21 protein-coding genes are annotated in these 21,051 nt (G+C 53.6%); 12 read left to right on the plus strand and 9 right to left on the minus strand.

Annotated elements, in window-relative coordinates:
• Window positions 1-22 precede the first annotated feature (22 nt).
• Window positions 23-685 (minus strand): Tim44/TimA family putative adaptor protein, encoded by a 663-nt coding sequence (locus Z947_RS0103450; protein WP_025042918.1) that lies wholly within the window; start codon window positions 683-685, stop codon window positions 23-25.
• Window positions 686-789: 104 nt separating this feature from the next.
• Here Z947_RS0103450 and Z947_RS0103455 point away from each other — a divergent pair, with 104 nt between their 5' ends.
• Both Z947_RS0103455 and secB read left to right on the plus strand, forming a co-directional pair.
• Complete coding sequence (locus Z947_RS0103455; RefSeq protein WP_025042919.1) at window positions 790-1,281, plus strand: FxsA family protein; 492 nt, start codon at window positions 790-792, stop codon at window positions 1,279-1,281.
• Window positions 1,282-1,356: 75 nt separating this feature from the next.
• Window positions 1,357-1,836 carry a protein-export chaperone SecB gene (gene secB / locus Z947_RS0103460; protein ID WP_025042920.1) on the plus strand — a complete coding sequence of 160 codons (480 nt, stop codon included), beginning with the start codon at window positions 1,357-1,359 and terminating at the stop codon, window positions 1,834-1,836.
• Here the strand turns inward: secB and dnaQ are convergent.
• The 4 genes from dnaQ to Z947_RS0103480 are packed head-to-tail and all read right to left on the minus strand — an operon-like array spanning window position 1,833 to window position 4,531.
• Window positions 1,833-2,519 carry a DNA polymerase III subunit epsilon gene (dnaQ, locus tag Z947_RS0103465; protein WP_025042921.1) on the minus strand — a complete coding sequence of 229 codons (687 nt, stop codon included), beginning with the start codon at window positions 2,517-2,519 and terminating at the stop codon, window positions 1,833-1,835. The two genes, secB and dnaQ, sit on opposite strands and share 4 nt — an antisense overlap.
• Window positions 2,512-3,102: a dephospho-CoA kinase gene (coaE, locus tag Z947_RS0103470; protein WP_037938662.1), complete on the minus strand. Its 591-nt coding sequence runs from the start codon at window positions 3,100-3,102 to the stop codon at window positions 2,512-2,514. Before coaE ends, dnaQ begins: the two co-directional genes overlap by 8 nt.
• Entirely contained in the window at window positions 3,102-3,935 is an 834-nt protein-coding gene (locus Z947_RS0103475; protein ID WP_025042923.1) for a shikimate dehydrogenase, read from the minus strand. Before Z947_RS0103475 ends, coaE begins: the two co-directional genes overlap by 1 nt.
• Entirely contained in the window at window positions 3,932-4,531 is a 600-nt protein-coding gene (locus Z947_RS0103480) for a Maf family protein (RefSeq protein ID WP_025042924.1), read from the minus strand. The genes Z947_RS0103475 and Z947_RS0103480 overlap by 4 nt, the downstream gene beginning before the upstream one ends.
• A gap of 402 nt (window positions 4,532-4,933) precedes the next feature.
• On the opposite strand from Z947_RS0103480, the gene Z947_RS0103485 reads away from it, so the two are divergent.
• The 7 genes from Z947_RS0103485 (at window position 4,934) to Z947_RS0103515 (ending at window position 12,278) form a co-directional block, all read left to right on the plus strand.
• Entirely contained in the window at window positions 4,934-5,383 is a 450-nt protein-coding gene (locus Z947_RS0103485; protein ID WP_025042925.1) for a CopD family protein, read from the plus strand.
• A gap of 126 nt (window positions 5,384-5,509) precedes the next feature.
• Window positions 5,510-6,781: a transcription termination factor Rho gene (gene rho / locus Z947_RS0103490; RefSeq protein ID WP_025042926.1), complete on the plus strand. Its 1,272-nt coding sequence runs from the start codon at window positions 5,510-5,512 to the stop codon at window positions 6,779-6,781.
• 31 nt (window positions 6,782-6,812) lie between these two features.
• Window positions 6,813-8,099, plus strand: coding sequence for a tRNA uridine-5-carboxymethylaminomethyl(34) synthesis GTPase MnmE (gene mnmE, locus Z947_RS0103495; protein ID WP_025042927.1), 1,287 nt, complete (start codon window positions 6,813-6,815; stop codon window positions 8,097-8,099).
• 13 nt (window positions 8,100-8,112) lie between these two features.
• Window positions 8,113-9,975, plus strand: coding sequence for a tRNA uridine-5-carboxymethylaminomethyl(34) synthesis enzyme MnmG (mnmG, locus tag Z947_RS0103500; RefSeq protein WP_025042928.1), 1,863 nt, complete (start codon window positions 8,113-8,115; stop codon window positions 9,973-9,975).
• Window positions 9,972-10,580, plus strand: a complete 609-nt coding sequence (rsmG, locus tag Z947_RS0103505) for a 16S rRNA (guanine(527)-N(7))-methyltransferase RsmG (RefSeq protein WP_025042929.1) — start codon at window positions 9,972-9,974, stop codon at window positions 10,578-10,580. The genes mnmG and rsmG overlap by 4 nt, the downstream gene beginning before the upstream one ends.
• Window positions 10,573-11,373: a ParA family protein gene (locus tag Z947_RS0103510; protein ID WP_025042930.1), complete on the plus strand. Its 801-nt coding sequence runs from the start codon at window positions 10,573-10,575 to the stop codon at window positions 11,371-11,373. The genes rsmG and Z947_RS0103510 overlap by 8 nt, the downstream gene beginning before the upstream one ends.
• A gap of 11 nt (window positions 11,374-11,384) precedes the next feature.
• Entirely contained in the window at window positions 11,385-12,278 is an 894-nt protein-coding gene (locus Z947_RS0103515) for a ParB/RepB/Spo0J family partition protein (protein ID WP_025042931.1), read from the plus strand.
• Here the strand turns inward: Z947_RS0103515 and hemW are convergent.
• The 3 genes from hemW to rph are packed head-to-tail and all read right to left on the minus strand — an operon-like array spanning window position 12,275 to window position 14,746.
• Window positions 12,275-13,432, minus strand: coding sequence for a radical SAM family heme chaperone HemW (gene hemW, locus Z947_RS0103520; protein ID WP_025042932.1), 1,158 nt, complete (start codon window positions 13,430-13,432; stop codon window positions 12,275-12,277). The genes Z947_RS0103515 and hemW overlap by 4 nt on opposite strands.
• Window positions 13,425-14,036, minus strand: a complete 612-nt coding sequence (gene rdgB, locus Z947_RS0103525) for an RdgB/HAM1 family non-canonical purine NTP pyrophosphatase (protein WP_025042933.1) — start codon at window positions 14,034-14,036, stop codon at window positions 13,425-13,427. The genes hemW and rdgB overlap by 8 nt, the downstream gene beginning before the upstream one ends.
• Window positions 14,033-14,746 (minus strand): ribonuclease PH, encoded by a 714-nt coding sequence (gene rph / locus Z947_RS0103530; RefSeq protein ID WP_025042934.1) that lies wholly within the window; start codon window positions 14,744-14,746, stop codon window positions 14,033-14,035. The genes rdgB and rph overlap by 4 nt, the downstream gene beginning before the upstream one ends.
• A 141-nt stretch (window positions 14,747-14,887) precedes the next feature.
• Between rph and hrcA the strand changes: the two genes are divergently transcribed.
• Both hrcA and Z947_RS0103540 read left to right on the plus strand, forming a co-directional pair.
• Window positions 14,888-15,922: a heat-inducible transcriptional repressor HrcA gene (hrcA, locus tag Z947_RS0103535; protein WP_025042935.1), complete on the plus strand. Its 1,035-nt coding sequence runs from the start codon at window positions 14,888-14,890 to the stop codon at window positions 15,920-15,922.
• A 9-nt stretch (window positions 15,923-15,931) separates the two neighbouring features.
• The gene (locus Z947_RS0103540; protein ID WP_025042936.1) at window positions 15,932-16,495 is read left to right on the plus strand and encodes a nucleotide exchange factor GrpE; all 564 of its coding nucleotides are present in this window, start codon (window positions 15,932-15,934) and stop codon (window positions 16,493-16,495) included.
• A gap of 31 nt (window positions 16,496-16,526) precedes the next feature.
• Here the strand turns inward: Z947_RS0103540 and mutS are convergent, their stop codons facing one another.
• On the minus strand, window positions 16,527-19,145 hold the full coding sequence (gene mutS / locus Z947_RS0103545; RefSeq protein ID WP_025042937.1) for a DNA mismatch repair protein MutS: 2,619 nt from the start codon (window positions 19,143-19,145) through the stop codon (window positions 16,527-16,529).
• 163 nt (window positions 19,146-19,308) lie between these two features.
• On the opposite strand from mutS, the gene Z947_RS0103550 reads away from it, so the two are divergent.
• Complete coding sequence (locus Z947_RS0103550) at window positions 19,309-21,039, plus strand: glycosyltransferase 61 family protein (RefSeq protein WP_025042938.1); 1,731 nt, start codon at window positions 19,309-19,311, stop codon at window positions 21,037-21,039.
• Window positions 21,040-21,051: the final 12 nt, after the last annotated feature.

The raw sequence follows: 21,051 nt of genomic DNA on the forward strand, positions 1-21,051 counted from the left end.
ACTGATGCCGCAAATGCACGGCTTATCCGTCTGTAGAAACCAGCTGCCAATTTGGATCATCCGACCCCATGATACGGGAGAAGACCCAAACATCCTTTTGGCGCTTCACCTCTGTCAAACTGCCCTCAACGATATCGCCACCGGCATCGCGCACTGCCGATGTCAATTCACCGACGAAACGGATCGTCAATTCGGCCTCGTTGGTGGTGTCGTCAAGTGTCGCGTCCATCAACTCTGTCTCGCGCACACCATTGAACTCTGCTTCGATGGTCAGCCCCTGATCTTCGCGGGCAGCAACGCCGTCAACAAAGCTTTCGTAGATTTCTTCCGACAGGAACGGCTGGATGTCGGCCAGATCGCCACGTTCGTATCCCATCACAATCATTTCATAGGCCTGCCGCGCACCGCCTAGAAAATCGTCGACGCCAAAAGACGGCTCAAGCCGCTTCATTTTCGCAAGTGCCTTGGCGGCATCGCTGCCTTCAGGCACGTGATCGGTGATGTCCAGATCTGGACCCCCTTCGATCACTTCAAAGGCAGGACTGTTTTTGCGGGACCGCGGTGCCTGATCGGTCACCGGAGGCTTTTCAAACCCCTCGCGTGTACCCAGCACATTTTTGAGCCGCAGGATCAGGAATACTGCGATACCGGCAAGGACCAGAAGCTGTATCAAAGGTGAATTCATCGAAACCTCACGGTGTGAAACATGGAAATATGCGCGCTTTGGTCTTATGTAGGTGCTTGGGTAGGGTGAGTCCACTCTGCCCCAAGTAAAAGGACAAACACCTCATGTGGCTATTGATCGCATTTATCGCTGTTCCGCTCATCGAGATCGGGCTTTTTATTCAAGTCGGGGGTCTGATCGGACTGTTTCCGACGCTTGCCATTGTGCTGGTAACGGCGGTTTTGGGGACTTGGCTGGTGCGTACACAGGGCGCCATGGCGTTGGGGCAGTTGCGCACATCGTTTTCTGATCTGCGCGATCCGACCGAACCACTGGTCCACGGCGCGATGATCCTGTTTGCAGGCGCATTATTGCTGACACCGGGGTTTTTTACCGATGCGGTAGGGTTTGCCTTTCTGGTGCCGTCAATCCGGCAGGCCGCATATAAGGCCCTAAGGGCGCGGGTGAATGTGCAGTCTTTCGGAACGCCGGGGCAGGGAAGAAGCCAGGGGCCTTCGCACACCAACCGCCAAAGCGACGTGATTGACGCCGATTACCACGAAATCGTCGAGGGCGCACCGAGTGACAGCGGCCCGTCAGGTTGGACAAAACACTGAAGCGGGACAAACCATTGAGGGCTGCCGCGCCTTCTGCTAAGCCCGCGTCAAATATTTTTACAAAAGGAAAGCCTCATGGCCGAAGAAGAAGCAGCACCAGCGCAGATGCGCGTTTTGGGCCAGTACATCCGCGATATGTCGTTTGAAAACATCATGGCGCAGAAAGGTGGCGGTGCCGATGTGCAGCCCGACGTTCAGGTCGAGGTCAAGCTGGATGCGAAAAAGCGCACCGTAGAAAACCAGTACGAAAGTGCCATCAAGCTGAATGTAACGTCCAAGGACACGGCTGGCGACACAACGCTGTTCCTGCTGGAAGTTGATTACGTCGGTATTTTCCACATCGAAAACATTCCAGACGACCAAATCCACCCGTTTCTGTTGATCGAATGCCCGCGGATGATTTTCCCGTTCCTGCGCCGGATCGTCAGTGATGTGACCCGTGACGGTGGTTTCCCGCCTCTCAACCTTGAAAACATTGATTTCGTTTCGCTGTACCGCAACGAAATCGCGCGCCGTCAGGCCGCCGAAGGCACACCACCCCCCGCCGACGCCTAAATCTTAGACCACATCGCATCGCCGCCCAACTTGCTGACAAACTCGGCATGGGCGGCGTTTTCTTTTTCAGTAAGCCGCGAGGGCAGGGGCGTTGGCCGTGGTTTTGGTGTCCATTGTGGCGCGACATTTCCGGTACCGGTTTCCGGCTGCGATGACAGGGCAAAATCGGGTTGCCGGCCACCGATCAGTTCAAGATAGACTTCGGCCAGAATTTCACTGTCCAGCAAAGCGCCGTGCAATGTACGGGACGTATTGTCGATGTTGAACCGGCGGCAAAGGGCATCCAGAGAGGCAGGCGATCCGGGAAACCGTTTGCGCGCAATGGCCAATGTATCAAGCGCCTGTTCCCACGGGATTTGTGGAAGGCCCATCCATTTCAGTTCTGCGTTCAGGAATTTGATATCGAACGCGGCGTTATGAATGATCAGTTTTGACGTGCCGATAAAATCAAGAAAAGCCTGACCAATCTGGGCGAACTTTGGCTTGTCGCGCAGAAAATCATCCCCCAACCCGTGCACTTCGAAAGCTTCCTGCGGCATGCCGCGTTCCGGGTTGATATATTGGTGATAGGTTTCGCCGGTCGCCACATGGCCGATCAGTTCAACCGCACCAATTTCAACAATGCGATCACCGGATTCGGGGTCAAATCCTGTGGTTTCTGTGTCGAGTACGATCTCACGCATGGCGTAGCTTTTCCCTGATGTCTTTGACCACCTCTTGCACCTGACGGCGGGCGTTTTCAATCGTATCTGTCTTGATCACATAGTCGGCGCGTGCTGCTTTTTCGTCAGCGGGCAGCTGTTTGGTGCGGATCACCTCGAATTGTTCGGGCGTCATTGTACCGCGCGCCATCACCCGTTGTTTTTGCGTTTCGGGATCGATGATCACACAGGCAACGGCGTCAACTTTACCTTCACCGCCGGTTTCGTAGATTAACGGGATATCCAGAACGATAATGTCTTCTTTCGCCTGCGCGATAAAGCTGGCGCGATCCTTCCCCACAAGAGGATGCACAATTCCCTCGATCTGTTTCAACGCTGTCGGGTCGTCCAGAATAATCTGTTTCAAACGTTCCCGCGACACTGCGTTTTCTTCGATGGCCGTAGGAAAGCTTGCGCCTATCAAAGGAACCGCAGCACCGCCTGCACCATACAAGCGGTGTACGGCAGCATCCGCATCCCAAAGCGCACAGCCTTCGTCGACGAAAAGTTTCGCAGTGGTCGATTTGCCCATGCCAATTGAACCTGTCAGCCCCAATAAGAACATCAGCGCAGCGCCGCCGCACGGGTTGCGCGGTCCACTTCCGGGCGTGTGCCAAACCAACGCTCAAAGGCCGGCACCGCCTGATGCAGCAACATGCCCAAGCCGTCCACCGTGACGCACCCCACCTGATCGGCTGTTTCAAGTAAGTTCGTTTTAAGGGGCGCATAGACCAGATCGGTCACAACCGTCGCCGCGTTCAACCCGTCGAGCGGCACGCGCATCTCGCCTTTGCCGATCATCCCCAGCGACGTTGTATTCACGACCAAAGCTGCGTGTTCCATCATATTACCAGCCTGCACCCAATCGAAAATCCGCAACCGGTTACCGAAATCCGCCTTCAGCTTTTCCGCCCGTACCCGCGTGCGGTTGGACAAAAGGATCTCGGGAACGCCAGCATCCAGAAGCGAGGCGATCACAGCACGCGCGGCGCCACCGGCACCGAGCACGGCGGCAGGACCGGATTTCGGCGACCAGTTAGGCGCGCCAATCTTAAGGTTTTCAAGGAAGCCGTAGCCATCGGTGTTATCCGCGTGAATCTTGCCATCTTTGCGGAAAATCAACGTATTTGCCGCACCGATCAGGATTGCCCGGTCCGTTACCAGATCCGCAATCGACATGATCTTTTCCTTATGTGGCAACGTGACGTTGGCACCGACAAAGCCCATTTTTGGCAGGGCACGCACAACTTCTTCAAGGTTGTCCGTGCTGACGTCCATCGGGATATAGTGACCGGCAATGCCATAGGTCTTGAGCCAGTGCCGATGTACCTGCGGGGATTTGGATTGGGCAATGGGTGATCCAATGACCCCGGCCAAGGGAATGTTGGGCATATTCATGTGGCGAGGTCCCCGCGTAGTGTCAGATAGTTGAGCAGTTCAAGAAGTGGCATACCAAGAACGTTAAAGTAATCCCCTTCGACGTTTGAAAACAGGCGTACGCCTTCTTCCTCCAGTTTGTAGCACCCGACGGCATGGCGAATGCTGTCCCAATTTCGGGCAATATAATCAGTAAGATAGGCGTCAGATGCATCGCGCATACGCAGACGGACCTGACCAACATGGCGCCATATCGGTTGACCGTCCTCATAGATGACCGCGGCACTAAGCAAACTATGGCGATCGCCGCGCAAGGATTGCAATTGCGCCAATGCCTCTTCAGGACTGTTTGCTTTCGACAAAAGCGCGCCCTTGTGATCAAGCACCTGATCGCAGCCTAAGACCAGGGCGCCGGGGTTCTTTTCGCTGATCTTGCGCGCTTTCATTTCAGCAAGCGTATCGGCAATATCCCTTGGCGGCGCATTTTCAGCCAACAGGGTTTGTTTTATCGTCTCTTCATCAATCCGCGGTACCTGAACACTGTGCGCTACGCAGGCTTGCGACAATAGTTCTGTCCTGATGGCAGAACCTGATGCGAGGATAAGAGGCTGCGGCATGTGGATAACCTTGTGGACGATGTTAAGAGCTTCTTAAGGAGTTTTAGTGCAGAATTTACGAAGACGAAACAAGTCCGCGGGTTTCGGCGATTTGTCCGTGCCGCCGCCTGTTTCGTACACCTGAGGAAAAGAACAACCTTCACACGTGGAGGAATCGGTTTCACGCTCGGTTATCCTGATTTTACACACAAATTTTTTCCAGAAATACCTGACTAAACATCAGATATATAATGATATTTTACATATTTACACGAGTTTACCCACAGGGCTTGGATGAAATCCAAGTAACAAGATAAACCTTGGGACAAATCATTAATCCACAGAAAATCGCTTCCCTACTTACATCATCATCTTTCTTATCTTCTTTATTATTATAAGAAGGATCAGAGAACGGAGTAAGATATGTCAGACATCCTTGCGCTTGCTTACCCATGGGTCAAAGCCCTGCATATCATATCGGTGATTTCGTGGATGGCCGCGCTGTTCTACCTGCCGCGTCTGTTTGTGCATCACACGGAACAAGGCGGGTTAACCGGCCCGACCCATGATATTTTTGCGATGATGGAATTCAAACTGGCACGTGTCATCATGCGGCCAGCAATGCATGCGACGTGGATCTTTGGTTTACTTCTGGTCTTTACACCGGGCATTGTTGACTGGTCAGCGGTCTGGCCCTGGACGAAAGCCGCAAGCGTCATTGCGATGACAGGGTTTCATACATGGCTGATCATCCGCATGAAGGCATTTCAACGCGGGGAGAACACAGTGACCGGGCGTCATTACCGGATGATGAACGAAGTGCCGACAGTTTTGATGATCATCATCGTCTTCTCGGTTGTGGTAAAATTCTGATTGATTGACTCGCAACGGTCTGCCGCTTATATCCTGCGGACCACCCCGTTCGGGGACCGGTCTTAGCTGCTATATTCCACATTACGACCAGCCGACGGTTTTCGCGTGGCTGAACAGGATTTCTTCATGACAACCGATACGCTGAACCTCGCTGATCTTAAGGCGCAAACTCCCAAGAACCTGCTGGCAATGGCCGAGGAACTGGAGATCGAAAACGCTTCCACGATGCGCAAAGGCGAGATGATGTTCCAGATCCTGCGCGAGCGGGCGGATGAAGGTTGGGAAATCTCCGGCGACGGTGTTCTTGAAGTCTTGCAGGACGGTTTCGGTTTTCTGCGTTCGCCCGAAGCGAACTATCTGCCGGGCCCTGATGACATCTATGTTTCCCCTGACATGATCCGGCAGCATTCCTTGCGCACTGGTGATACCATTGAGGGGCTGATCAAGGCCCCTGACGATACCGAACGCTACTTTGCCCTGACAGAGGTCACCAAGATCAACTTTGAGGAGCCTGAGAAGGCGCGTCACAAGGTTGCCTTTGAAAACCTGACACCGCTGTATCCTGACGAGCGGTTGACGATGGAAGTCGAGGACCCGACGATCAAAGACCGGTCTTCGCGGATCATTGATCTGGTGTCGCCCATCGGTAAGGGACAGCGCTGTTTGATCGTTGCCCCGCCACGCACTGGTAAAACCGTTCTGCTGCAGAATATTGCGAACTCGATCGAAAAGAATCATCCAGAATGCTATCTGATCGTCCTTTTGATCGATGAACGTCCCGAGGAAGTCACCGACATGCAGCGTTCGGTTAAGGGCGAGGTTGTTTCGTCGACCTTTGACGAACCGGCGACCCGCCACGTGGCAGTGTCTGAAATGGTTATCGAAAAAGCCAAACGTCTCGTTGAACATAAACGTGACGTCGTGATCCTGCTCGATTCCATTACGCGTCTGGGTCGGGCGTTTAACACTGTCGTTCCGTCATCCGGCAAGGTTCTGACCGGCGGTGTGGACGCAAACGCGCTGCAACGCCCCAAACGTTTCTTCGGCGCTGCGCGTAACATCGAAGAGGGCGGTTCATTGACGATCATTGCGACAGCGCTGATCGATACGGGATCGCGGATGGACGAGGTGATCTTTGAGGAATTCAAAGGCACGGGTAACTCTGAAATTGTGCTGGATCGCAAGATTGCAGACAAGCGCGTCTTCCCGGCGATGGATATCCTGAAATCCGGTACCCGTAAGGAAGATCTGTTGGTGGATAAGGTTGATCTGCAAAAGACATTTGTTCTGCGCCGGATTCTCAACCCGATGGGTACCACCGACGCGATTGAATTCCTGATCGGTAAGCTGAAGCAGACCAAGACGAATTCCGACTTCTTTGACTCGATGAACACCTAATTGTTATTTAATAACAAAAGGTTATGTAAAAATGGATACGATATTTGCGCAAGCGACGGCTGCCGGTCGGGCTGGTGTGTCGGTTGTCCGAATTTCGGGACCTGATGCATTTAATATAGCTGGTAAGATGGTGGGTTCGTTACCAGCGACACATCAAACCGCATTGCGGTTGGTCAAGGACGCGGACGACAGCGTAGTTGATCAGGCACTTGTGTTGTCCTTTGAAGGGCCGAACAGCTTTACTGGCGAAGATGTCGTTGAATTTCAGTTACATGGTAGTATCGCGGTGATGCAGACCGTTCTTAGACGCCTGTCTGAATTTCCGTCGGCACGTCTCGCTGAAGCGGGAGAATTCACACGGCGCGCTTTGGAAAACGGTAAACTGGATTTGGCACAGGTCGAAGGCTTGGCCGATTTGATCGAAGCGGAAACAGAGTCCCAACGGAAACAAGCGATTCGCGTTTTTTCGGGCCATTTGGGGGAAACTGTTGATGGTTGGCGCGCTGATCTAATCCGGGCAGCGGCATTGTTGGAAGCCACGATCGATTTCGCAGATGAAGACGTGCCTGTTGATGTGACGCCCGAGGTTTCAGATCTGTTGGCGGGTGTTGCACGTGAGATGAAGGCTGAAGTGGCTGGCTCAAAGATCGCAGAGCGCATACGGTCGGGTTTTGAAGTTGCAATCATTGGTGCGCCAAATGCAGGGAAATCGACGTTGCTAAATGCGATTGCCGGCCGTGATGCTGCGATTACGTCAGAAATTGCGGGGACAACGCGGGACGTCGTTGAGGTTCGGATGCATCTTTCAGGCCTGCCAGTCACCCTTTTGGATACTGCCGGTCTGCGTGAAAGTGACGATGTTGTTGAAGCGATCGGAATAGAACGTGCTGTGCAGCGTGCTGTCGCGGCGGATCTGCGGATCTTTCTCATGCAGGACGATGATACTTTGCCGCTTGAGCCATCTGGCGACGATATTGTTGTGCACCCCAAGGCTGACCTATATCCCGATGTGGAGGGTGCTGTTTCAGGACATACCGGGGCGGGACTTAGTACTTTGATCGGTCGCGTGACCGAAGTTTTGATGCATCGTAGCTCTGCGGTAGGTGTTGCAACGCATGAACGTCATCGTTCCGCTATGTTGCGGGCCTTGTCTGGTATCGAGGTCGTGGAAACGATTCTCTCTCACGGCGCGGACGAATATGATATTGCGGCCGAAGAATTGCGGTCAACGGTGCAGGCGCTTGAAGTTGTCGTGGGTCGGATCGGTGTTGAGAATCTGCTTGATGAAATTTTCCTGAGTTTTTGCATCGGGAAGTAGGGGAGTGTTTCACGTGAAACATTATGAAGTCATCGTAATCGGCGGCGGCCACGCAGGAACCGAAGCGGCGCATGCCGCGGCGCGAATGGGTGTAGAAACTGCTTTGATAACCATGTCGCGCGGCGGCATAGGTGTGATGTCCTGCAACCCCGCCATTGGTGGCCTGGGTAAAGGGCACCTTGTTCGCGAGATCGACGCGTTGGACGGTGTTATGGCACGCGTTGCGGATAAGGCCGGTATCCAGTTTCGACTGCTTAACCGTCGAAAAGGGCCAGCTGTGCAGGGTCCGCGTGCGCAGGCTGATCGCGGCATTTATCAGAAAGAGATGCTAGCCGAAACGGAACAGCAGAAAAACCTGACAATCATCGAAGGCGAAGTCACCGATTTTCTTCTGGCCGATAATGGTATTCGAGGGGTAGAGCTAGAAGGCGGGGAAGAAATACAAGCGTCAGCTGTGATCCTTACCACCGGCACCTTCTTGCGGGGAGTTATCCATATCGGAGACGTTTCCCACTCCGGTGGCAGAATGGGTGATAGAGCGTCGATCAAACTTGCCGACCGGATCGGAAGTTTCAGCCTGCCAATGGGGCGACTTAAAACGGGTACACCGCCGCGGTTGGATGGGCGAACAATTGATTGGAGTACGCTCGAGAGCCAACCCGGAGACGACGATCCTGTTCTTTTCTCCTTTTTGTCGAAGTCGGTATCAGCAAAGCAGATTTCCTGCGGCATTACCCATACCAATGAAGCAACTCACGCAATTATTCGCGCGAATTTGGAACGGTCCGCCATGTATGGGGGGCATATCGACGGTGTGGGGCCAAGATATTGCCCATCTATTGAAGATAAGGTTGTGAGGTTCGCGGATAAGACCTCCCATCAAGTGTTTTTGGAACCTGAAGGCGCGGATGACTTTACGATTTATCCAAACGGCATCTCTACATCTTTGCCAGAAGATATTCAGTTGGACTACGTCCATTCGATGACGGGATTGGAGGAGGCTGTTATTCTCCAGCCTGGCTATGCGATCGAATACGATTACGTCGACCCACGTGCCCTGAATAGCTGTCTAGAACTCAACGCTGTGTCCGGGCTGTATTTAGCGGGACAGATAAACGGTACAACCGGTTACGAGGAGGCAGCAGCCCAGGGGTTGGTGGCCGGGCTGAACGCCGCACGGTCGGTTCGAGGTCAAGATGCAGTAGTATTTAGTCGGGCCGACAGCTATATCGGCGTTATGATTGACGATCTTACGTCGCGTGGTGTGTCAGAACCCTATCGTATGTTCACGTCTCGCGCGGAATTCCGGCTATCGCTTCGTGCTGACAATGCGGATCAGCGTTTGACGCCTTTAGCTATTGAGCTTGGTTGCATTTCAGATGAACGGGTGCGTGCCTTTGGCGAAAAGATCGAGAGATTGAATACTGCGAAATCATTGTTGACTGCGAAAGCTTTCACTCCGTCTGAAGCAGTTGCGTGTGGATTGTCGGTCAGTCAGGATGGAACACGCCGGACCGCGTTTCAGCTGCTGTCTTTTCCAGGTGCGAATTTCGAAGAGATGATTCCGCTGCAGCCTGAGCTGGAGGATGTCGATTTCGAGATTAGGCGCCAAATCGAACGGGACGCGCTTTATTCAAACTATTTGGGACGCCAGCAGGCAGAAATAGATGCACTAAAGAAAGACGAAGCCCAGAAGATACCATTCGACTTTGATTATGCCAATCTCGGCGGTCTATCCAATGAACTGAAGGCCAAGCTTATTGCTGCGCGGCCGGAGACACTTGCGCAAGCGGCACGGATCGATGGTATCACGCCAGCCGCCTTAACTTTGATTCTGGCGAAGCTTCGGCATTCGCCAGCGGCTGAGTCGGCATGATGACTAGTCCTCTTGATAATGTTTCACGTGAAACAATCGCGAAGCTTGAAGATTTTGCCGCGTTGGTTCAGAAATGGACAGTGAAAATTAATCTGGTATCGAAATCCAGCTCTGAAGATCTTTGGAACCGGCATATCCTGGATTCTGCACAACTTTTCGAACTGGCACCCCGAAAAGGACGCTGGGTCGACTTGGGGAGCGGTGGGGGTTTCCCAAGTATCGTCGTTGCAATACTCGCACAAGGCGCGGGAACTGACCATGAGATAACGTTGGTTGAAAGCGATCAGAGGAAAGCTGTTTTTCTAAGAACAGCAATAAGGGAACTGGCGCTTGACGCTAAGGTCTTATCCGAGAGAATTGAGAACCTCGCCCCTTTGAAGGCTGATATTCTGACAGCGCGTGCGCTGACTGATCTGGCAGGGTTGTGCGGGTTTGCGGATTTGCACCTTGATGCCAACGGATTGGCGCTTTTTCCCAAGGGAGCGCAGTGGGAAAAAGAACTTAAATCCGCGCAAGAACAGTGGCAATGCAGCTATGATGTGATTAAAAGTAGGTCCAACCCTGAGGCTGCAATTCTGAAGATCAAGGATATCGTTCGTGTCTGACCTGTCACGCCCGAAAGGGCCGAAAATTATTGCTGTCGCGAACCAAAAAGGCGGTGTGGGCAAGACGACAACTACAATAAATCTTGCTGCGGCCCTCGTTGAGGAGGGGCGTCGCGTGTTGGTTGTTGATCTTGACCCACAGGGTAACGCGTCAACTGGTCTGGGGATTGAAGTCGATGATCGTGAGTTCACGACCTACGAACTTCTTTTGGAAGACCTGAACTTGAACGATGTCATTCACAAAACAGACTATGACGGTCTTTGCATCGTTCCAGCGACAGTTGATCTAAGTTCGGCAGATATCGAGTTGATGTCGAGTGAAAAGCGTAGCTTTTTACTGCATGATGCGTTGCGCCAAACTCAGATGGATGCGTTCAAATTTGACTATATCCTTATCGATTGCCCGCCATCTCTAAACTTGCTGACTGTAAACGCAATGATCGCAGCCCACTCAATTCTAGTTCCGTTGCAAAGCGAGTTTTTTGCGCTTGAGGGGTTGAGTCAGTTGATGATGACGATCCGAGAAGTCAGGCAGAGCGGAAATAAGGAACTCAGGATCGAGGGGGTTGTGTTAACAATGTATGACAAACGCAACAATCTTTCCCAGCAAGTAGAAAGCGACGCGCGCGCCAACCTTGGTGATTTGGTGTTTAAAACCATGATCCCTCGAAATGTTCGGGTATCGGAGTCGCCGAGTTTTGCCATGCCGGTTTTGAGCTATGACAGTCAATCCAAAGGTGCGGTTGCCTATCGGGCATTGGCAAAAGAAATGATAGAGAACAATCAGGCCTAGGGGAGAATTTCATGGCGGATAGACCAGACAAAAAGCGGGGCCTTGGACGGGGATTATCCGCACTTATGGCTGATGTGGCAGAAACTGAAGCAGTTTCAGCGCAGGGGCCGGCATCAGCTGAGCATTTGGTCCCGATCGAACAGATTTCTCCGAACCCAGATCAACCGCGCAAGCGTTTCGAAGACAGCGATCTTTCTGATCTGGCATCGTCCATCAAAGAGAAGGGTGTGATCCAGCCCTTAATTGTTCGCAAATCAGGTGATCAAAGGTACGAGATTGTGGCGGGCGAGCGGCGTTGGCGTGCCGCCCAGATTGCGCAGCTGCATGTTCTTCCTGTCATCGTGCGCGAATTCACAGATGTTGAAGTACTTGAAGTTGCGATAATCGAGAACATTCAGCGCGCAGATCTGAATGCAATCGAGGAAGCGGCCGGGTATCGGCAGTTGATGGACAAATTTGGTCACACCCAAGAAAAACTCGCGGAAGCGTTAGGGAAAAGCAGAAGCCACATCGCCAACCTGATGCGACTTCTAAATTTGCCGGATAGCGTTGTGGAAATGGTGCGGACAGGAGATTTAAGCGCGGGTCATGCGCGTGCGTTGATCCCGGCACAAGATCCGGTAGGGTTGGCTAAGCAGATTGTCAAAGGTGGTCTTTCTGTGCGCGCGACAGAAGCTTTGGTGAAGCGGGAAGCGCAGGGTGGTGAAGCTAAACCGAAACCTAAATCGACAGCCAGCGAAGATAAAGATGCCGATACGGTTGCACTTGAGGGTGATCTATCAGCGACTTTAGGCATGAAAGTGCTTTTGGATCACAAGCCGGGGCAAGAAAGCGGGCGGTTATCAGTTCAATACAAGTCGTTGGACGAACTGGACGCGCTGTGTCGGATGTTGAGCGGAAGTTAATGCGGGATCAATGCCTCGATCACTGCGTTGAGAACCATAACACCTTGATTCTTAACAACTAAACGATCACCAGTGACCTCAATCATGCCAATGTCGGAAAGATGATCAAGCGCATCCTTTGAAAGGGGTGCGCCGCTGATCTTTGCATAGCGGCTAAGTGAAATTCCTTCCTTAACACGAAGACCCATCAGCAAAAATTCGGTCGCCTGTTCGGTGGTGCTTAGGCGCTCACGCGGCCGCTCGGTTTCCTGTTTTGCGACACCCGTAAGCCAGCGATTGGGATTACTGTAGCATTCAGTCGCAAATTTTTGCCCTGCAAGCGTTAACCGCCCATGCGCGCCAGGTCCAATACCGATGTAATCGCCGTAACGCCAATAGATCAGGTTATGGCGGGACTGCGCGCCATCACGAGCGTGGTTTGATACTTCGTAAGCAGGCATACCGTGAAGATCACAGACCTCTTGAGTAAGTTGGAACATATCCGCACCAAGGTCTTCGCTGGGTAAGCCATTCAGTTTTCCACGGGCGTATCGGTCGCCAAAAGCGGTCCCGTTTTCGATGGTAAGCTGATAAAGCGAAACATGGTCTATCGCGAGCGTTAGAGCCTGCTTTAATTCCTTTTCCCAAGCGTTGCTGGTTTGGTCTTGCCGGCCATATATCAGATCAAAACTCACACGATCGAAATGCGTCCGGGCAATGTCGAATGCCGCCAAAGCTTCGCTGGTATTATGCAAACGCCCAAGGCGTTTCAGATCCATGTCGTTCAGGGCCTGTATGCCCATGGAAACACGATTCACGCCTGCGTGACGAAATGCAGCGAACCGCCCGGCTTCGACAGAACTCGGATTTGCCTCAAGCGTGATTTCAAGATCGTTGGACGTGGGCCAATGAGATCGGATGGCGGATATGATGTCCGCAACCGTGTCAGGATCCATCAAGCTGGGCGTGCCGCCGCCAAAGAAGACCGCATTCAATACCCGACCCTTGGTTTCAGATGCGGCCCGTGCTAGTTCGACCAGATAGGCGTCGCGCCATGCGGCCTGATCAATACTGCGCGAAACGTGGCTGTTGAAATCGCAATAGGGGCATTTGGCCTCGCAAAATGGCCAGTGAATATAGAGGCCGAAACCGCCTTGTTGCCAGTCTTCAGTCAAAACAACCTTTCAGCAGCTTCGCAAATACGTCTGCGCGATGGCTGATTTCATTTTTCATTGCGTGGGTCATTTCCGCGAATGTTTGCTCATGGCCATCGGGTTGAAACATCGGATCGTACCCGTGCCCCAGATCACCACGTAACGGCCAGACCAAGGTTCCATTTACGCGCCCTTCAAAGACCTCGTCGTGACCGTCGGGCCATGCCAGCACCATCGTGGCACAAAAACGGGCGCGGCGCGGGTGGGGGGCAGATTTCGCTTCCAGCAGGGTATGGGTTTTTGTCATCGCCATCAGGAAATCGCGGCCGTTCGGTGTTTCGGCCCAGTCTGCGGTATAAACCCCCGGGGCATTGTCCAAGGCTTCAACTTGAATACCTGAATCGTCTGACAGCGCGGGCATGCCGGTTGCTTTGGCTGCTGCATGGGCCTTGATCCGGGCGTTACCGACGAAGGTGTCTTCGGTTTCATCCGGTTCAGGCAGGTTCATTTCAGCCGCGCCGACAACCTTTACGCCATGGGGCTTGAAAAGCTCTTGGAGCTCTTCAAGCTTGCCGGCGTTGTGAGTCGCAAACAGAATGCGGTCTTCGGTAAACTTGCGGCTCACGCGGTGGCGTCCTTTTGGATTGCAACCAGTTCACCCACGCCTTTTTCGGCAAGATCCATCAACTGGTTCATTTGATCGCGGGAATATGTAGATCCCTCGGCGCTCATCTGCACTTCGATCAGCTTTTTGCTGCCGGTCATGATAAAGTTACCGTCAACACCGGCTTCGGAATCCTCTGGATAGTCGAGATCCAGAACCGGCTGTCCCGCATAGATCCCACAGCTGATTGCGGCAACCGGATCAACCAGTGGATCGGTGATAACGTCGCCCGCCTTCATCAATTTGTTAACGGCCAAACGCAGCGCGATCCAGCCACCGGTGATCGACGCGCAGCGCGTGCCGCCATCGGCCTGCAACACGTCACAATCGACCGTAATTTGACGTTCGCCCAAAGCGACACGGTCAACTCCCGCGCGCAAGGAACGCCCTATTAGTCTCTGAATTTCGACGGTGCGCCCGCCTTGTTTGCCCGCTGCCGCCTCGCGGCGCATGCGTGTGTTCGTGGCGCGGGGCAGCATGCCGTATTCCGCGGTAACCCAGCCCAAACCTGATCCTTTGATGAACGGCGGCACGCGGTCTTCGATGGTCGCGGTGCACAGCACGTGGGTATCGCCCATCTTGATCAGCGCGGAGCCTTCAGCATGTTTGGTAAAGCCGACTTCAACAGAGACAGCACGCATTTCATCGAGTTTCCGGCCGGAGGGACGCATAATATTTCCTTTTTGATGTTGATCTGGGATACCGCCCCATGCCGACAGGATGCAACCCTGATTGACGTTTGCCCTCTGCACACCTTTATTGGCCCTATTATGACTGACTCCAAATCCGAGACCTCAAATTTACTGCAAGATATGAACGCCCGTTCGCGCGAGGTGTTTCGACGCGTCGTCGAAGGGTATCTGGCAAGCGGCGATCCCGTTGGATCGCGGACGTTAACGCGGGACTTTAGCGAAAAAGTAAGCGCTGCAACGATCCGCAATGTGATGCAGGATCTCGAGTTTATGGGTGTTCTTGGCTCTCCACATACCAGCGCGGGGCGCATTCCCACGCAAATGGGGCTGCGGATGTTTGTCGACGGCATGATCGAGATTGGCGATCCGACCGATATGGACCGTGAAAAGATCGACGCAACCATGGGTAGCAATGCAGCCGACGTGGGCGGATTGCTTGATCGTGTCGGTTCGGCCCTGTCTGGTGTCACGCAGGGCGCATCGCTCGTACTGACGCCCAAACACGAGGCCCCGATCAAGCATATCGAATTCGTTTCATTGTCGCCCGAGCGCGCCTTGGTCGTTTTGGTGTTTTCGGATGGTCATGTTGAAAACCGGCTGTTCACGCCCCCCCTTGGTCAAACCCCGAGTTCAATGCGCGAAGCGGCAAATTTTTTGAATGCGATTGTCGAGGGCAAGACAATCAGCGAAGTTCAGCGGGCGGTTACCAACGAAATTGCCCACCGGCGTCAGGAGATCGACGCGCTGGCCCAAGAGCTGGTTGAAAGTGGTTTGGCGCTTTGGACCGGAAGCGATGAAAGCTCTGAACGGCTGATCGTTCGGGGCCGGTCGAACCTGTTGGAAAACGAGGCCGAAGAGGCGGATTTAGAACGGATCAAAAACCTGTTTGATGATCTGGAACGCAAACGCGACATCGCGGAGTTCCTTGATCTGGCCGAAGAAGGTCAAGGTGTGCGCATTTTTATTGGCTCGGAGAACAAACTTTTCTCACTTTCGGGTTCCTCTCTGGTGGTTTCTCCTTATATGAACGCTGACCGTAAGGTGATTGGCGCAGTAGGGGTGATTGGCCCCACACGTTTGAACTATGGGCGCATTGTCCCAATTGTGAATTACACGGCACAACTTGTCGGCAAGTTGGTGTCCGATCGGAGCTAGAGGGTAAAGATGGCAGAGGCGAACGAAAACGAATTCCTCGACAATATCGAAGAGGCAATGGCAGAAGAATATGCGGCCGAAGAGGCCGAGATTGACGACGAAGCGCTGCAGTTGGATGAACTGCGTGCGGAGCGTGATCAATACAAGGACCGTTTCACGCGGGCTTTGGCTGATGCCGAGAATGCGCGCAAGCGGTCCGAGAAAGACCGGCGCGAGGCCGAAAACTATGGTGGATCCAAGCTCGCCCGCGACATGTTGCCTGTATATGACAATATGAAACGTGCACTGGAATCCGCAACCGACGAGCAGCGCGAGGTTTCAGGCCCGTTGCTGGAAGGTGTCGATCTGACAATGCGCGAATTGCTGAACGTTTTCAAAAAGCACGGGATCGAAGTGATTTCGCCGGCAGTTGGAGATCGTTTTGATCCGCAGCAGCATCAGGCAATGTTCGAAGCCCCCGTGCCAGGCACCAAAGCGGGCGATATTATTCAGGTCGCCGCAGAGGGCTTTATGCTGCACGACCGCTTGCTGCGTCCGGCGCAGGTCGGGGTTTCGTCTCAACCTGCATCGTAAGACGATTTACAAGATTTGAAGAAAGAAGCGGTCAGGATTTGGCCGCTTCTTTTAGTTTATAAAGCAGGTCAAGCGCCTCCCGTGGGGTCAATTCGTCCGGGCTGACTTCTTTCAGTTTTTCCTCCACCGCCGATGTTTTGACGGGCTGCGGCGCAGGAGCCGGGATTGCCGAAAAGAGTGGTAAGTCATCAATAAGGGTTTTCTGCTTGGCCCCCCCTTCACGTTCACCTTTTTCCAAGGCTTCCAGAACGACGCGCGCGCGGGCTATCACGCTGTCGGGTAGGCCGGCCAACTGCGCCACCTGCACACCGTAAGAACGATCAGCCGCACCTTTGCGTACTTCGTGCAGGAAAATCACCTCGCCTTCCCACTCCTTCACGGCGACTGTCGCATTATCGACGCCATCCAATTTGGCAGAAAGACCGGTCATTTCGTGATAATGTGTGGCAAACAGCGCCCGCGATTTGTTGACGTCGTGCAGATGTTCCAATGTGGCCCACGCAATGGACAGGCCGTCATAGGTTGCCGTGCCGCGACCGATTTCATCGAGAATAACCAAAGCACGATCGTCAGCCTGATTGAGGATCGCGGCGGTTTCGACCATTTCCACCATGAACGTCGAGCGCCCGCGCGCCAGATCATCCGATGCACCAACGCGGCTGAACAATTGGCTGACAATGCCAATATGGGCCGAGGTTGCCGGCACAAAACTGCCCATTTGCGCCATCAATGCGATCAACGCATTCTGCCGCAAAAAGGTCGATTTACCCGCCATGTTCGGACCGGTCAGCAGCCATATGTTTGCGCCACTTTCCGCAGTCAGATCGCAGTGGTTGGCGATGAACGGATCGCCACTTTGTTGGGCTAAGGCCCGCTCGACAACGGGATGACGACCCCCTTCGATGTTGAATGCGCGGCTGTCGTCGACCTTCGGGCGCACCCAGTTTTCAACCGCTGCAAGCTCGGCCAATGCAAACGCCAGATCGACCTCGGCAATACCTGTCGAGGTGACGCCGATTTCTGCAGATCTTTCCAAAATCGCGCCCCGCAGTTTTTCGTAGAGACGTTTTTCAATCTCCAACGCATGATTGCCGGCATTCAGGATCTTGGTTTCCATTTCCGACAGTTCGACCGTCGTGAACCGTACCTGATTGGCCGTGGTTTGCCGGTGGATGAATTTTTCGGAAAGGGGGGGCGATAACATCTTTTCCGCATGCGTCGCGGTGGTTTCGATAAAATACCCCAGCACGTTGTTGTGTTTGATCTTTAGCGCGGAAATCCCGGTGTCAGAGACGAATTGCACCTGCATTGCAGCAATCACACTGCGCCCCTCGTCGCGCAGCTTGCGTGATTCATCGAGCTCGCTGTCAAACCCTGACGCAATAAAACCGCCATCACGTGCCAGTAGGGGTGGTTCTGCGATTAACGCTTCTTCAAGAAGGGTGATCAAGGCATCATGCCCGACCAGGCCTTTGGCCGCATCTTGCATCAGTTCGGGTAATGCGCTGCCCTGCGTCTGCTGCGCCAATCGTTCAGCTTCGGCCAGACCGTTGCGAATGGCCGCCAGATCACGCGGACCGCCCCGATCAAGGGCAAGCCGTGAAAGCGCACGATCCAAATCAGGGGTTTTGCGCAGGGTATCGCGTACTTCCTGACGCAGGCGACTGTTTTCAAAAGCATAGCTGACAGCATCTAACCGGCGCCCGATTGTTTGGGAAACGCGGGAGGGGCTGGAAATCCGTCGCTCCAGCAAACGTGCGCCCGCGGCGGTTTGTGTGCGATCCATCAACCCAAGAAGCGAACCGGCCCGGCCGCCATTCAGCCCGTGGGTCAGTTCAAGATTGCGTCGCGTCGCGGCATCAATTTGAACGGTGCGTGCTTCATTCTCTTTTTGCGGCGGACGCAACAGCGGAAGCTTACCCTTTTGGGTAATCTCAAGGTAATTGATCAACGCGCCCATGGCAGAAACTTCAGCGCGGGAGAAATTGCCAAAAGCGTCCAGCGTAGCGATCGAGAAAAGCTCACATATCCGTTTCTCAGCGCTTGTACTGTCGAAGGACGCGCGTGAAAGCTCGGTCAGGGCGATGTAGAAATCAGAGACAAGCCCGCGCAGTTCGCCCTCTTTTGCTTCGGACACAACCAGTTCGGACGGGGACAGCCGCGCCAGTTCGGGTCCGAGTCTTACAAGCGGCAAGGGCATGACATGAAAGGCACCCGTTGAAATATCGACCCATGCCAAAGCCTGCGCATCGCGAACCTCGGCGAAGGCGGCAAGATAATTGTGACGCCGCGCTTCCAACAGGGAATCTTCGGTCAGCGTCCCCGGGGTGACCAGCCGCACGACTTCGCGGCGCACAACTGATTTATGTCCGCGCTTTTTAGCCTCTGCCGGACTTTCCATTTGTTCACAAACCGCGACACGAAACCCTTTGCGAATAAGGGTTAAAAAATACCCCTCGGCAGCATGATGCGGGACGCCACACATGGGGATGTCGTTGCCGTCATGCTTGCCGCGCTTGGTCAGGGCAATATCAAGCGCTTCGGCAGCGGCGACAGCATCGTCAAAGAACATCTCGTAGAAATCGCCCATCCGGTAGAACAGCAGTGCGCCCTCATGTTCCGCCTTGATCTCAAGATATTGCGCCATCATTGGCGTTGTTTTTGCGTCGCTCACTCGATTACCCCCTACGGCTCTCCTGTCTGTACAAAACCACGCCCCCCGAGGAAAGAGGCGCAGGCAGGCCTTCACGCTAGACGGGTTGTGCTTTCATGGTAAAACAAAGGAATTCCGAGCAAGAAAGCATGCAAAAATCATGCGCAACAAAATTGATCTAACGCTTCCCCCCGATGTGTTGTTCCTGAACCCTTGGCGGGATCCGGGTTTTCGCCTGCTGCTTGAACCGGAGTATAACTGGCGTCCGATCAAAGGCGGGAACATCGCAGGATTTGCCGCCAGTGCGCACAGGGAAATCAACGAAAAGATCGAGCAGCATTTGAAGGGGACAAAGAAGAACCGAACCTTCGCCACGCCTGTCGCTTTCAATTCGGTTCCTGTGATGTTGGATCGTGCGAATTTCCGCAAATCCTTTGCCTTGGCGCGCGACCGTGTTGTGCTTAGCGGGGCGGCCGGCACGCGGGCGATCAACCAGTATCGTTGGGAAAATAATGGCGCAGATATAGACGCAGATGCGCGGCTGGACGAGTTTTTTTCAACCTGTCGTGCGCAGAATGAAGGGAAAGAGATACCGGTTTATTCCGGCTTGTTAGAGCGTGATGTGCCCTTCGCCATCGTATGCCGGAACACGTTTAACTACTTCCATTTCATCACTGAATCGCTGTCCCAGCTGACAGTCCTCGACGGGTTGGATTTTCAGGGCAACATTTATTTTCATTTCCCCAACAGTGAGGACAAACAGCGTCCTTTTGCACAAGCCTTTGCCGAGGCGTTGTTTCCCGAATTTAAAGGTAGAATATTTTTCGAACGCGTGCCCAAAGACTATGCCAAAGTTGTCACCGCGTTTGAGTTGGCAGGCGGGCATCACATGGCGCCGGACGCCGATTTTGATGGGTTAGGCGAACACATGCCTGATGCATTAAATCAGCCGGGCGCGGTTGGATCGATGCAGGCGCGCGTGCCGCTGTCGATGAATGCGGTAAGTTCAAACCTGCTTGCCCTGCGCGAGCGGGCCTTGCGCGCGATAGAGGGACACAGCTTTGAGCATCTGCCGAAACGTTTTTTCGCCGGTCGGGATACGCGGTTAAGCCGGGCGCGACACTTGGAAGGCGAGGATCTGTTATTCGAGCATTTGGAAATGTTCGGGTTTGAATATGTCGTGTTCGAAAGCCTGAGTCCGCTTGAACAAATTGCACTGATGGCACGCGCCGAAATGATGGTTTCCTATCACGGTGCCGGCTTTACCAATATGCTTTTTGCATCGCCTGAAACCTATGTTGTTGAGATCGGCACCTTGCAGACCGCGCAAATCAGATGGGGTGATTTCTGGCCTGTGGCACATGCCTCGCGGTGCAAATACATAAGCTTTTACGGTGATTTCAAAGCGGAAAACCCACTGTTAGAGCCTGATTTTAATAAAGACGGTATCGTTGCGGCATCCCTGTCAAAGCAGGCGATTGCCCAGATGATGGCGTTCATTGTTACGATCCTTGGCCATTATCCCGATTTGAAAAGACCACGCGTGCTGGCCCAGCTTGCGACAGAGGTTTTGCAAGTCGGCGGGGCAGAGCACGCTATCGGCCTGTTGGAAAAGCATGATGATTTGGTGCGAAACAACGGCAGGCTGTGCCTGATCAAGGCCGATTGTCACAAAAAACTCGGCGAACCGAAGTCCGAGTTGGTTGCGCTGGATCTAGCACACAAAGCGGATCCGGGGCGCTGGCAAACGCTGGTACGTATGATTTGGTGTGCAAACCATTGCGAGCGGCCGCAGGTGATCCGCTGGGCCTTGGCTCGGTTGAAAGTCGATTTTCCCGACCGGCATGACGCCTTTGTTTCAAACCATAGCTGGGTCCGCTTTGTCGCATAGGTGTTCGGGTCG

Source organism: Sulfitobacter geojensis (genome assembly GCF_000622325.1).
Taxonomy (GTDB): Bacteria; Pseudomonadota; Alphaproteobacteria; order Rhodobacterales; family Rhodobacteraceae; genus Sulfitobacter; species Sulfitobacter geojensis.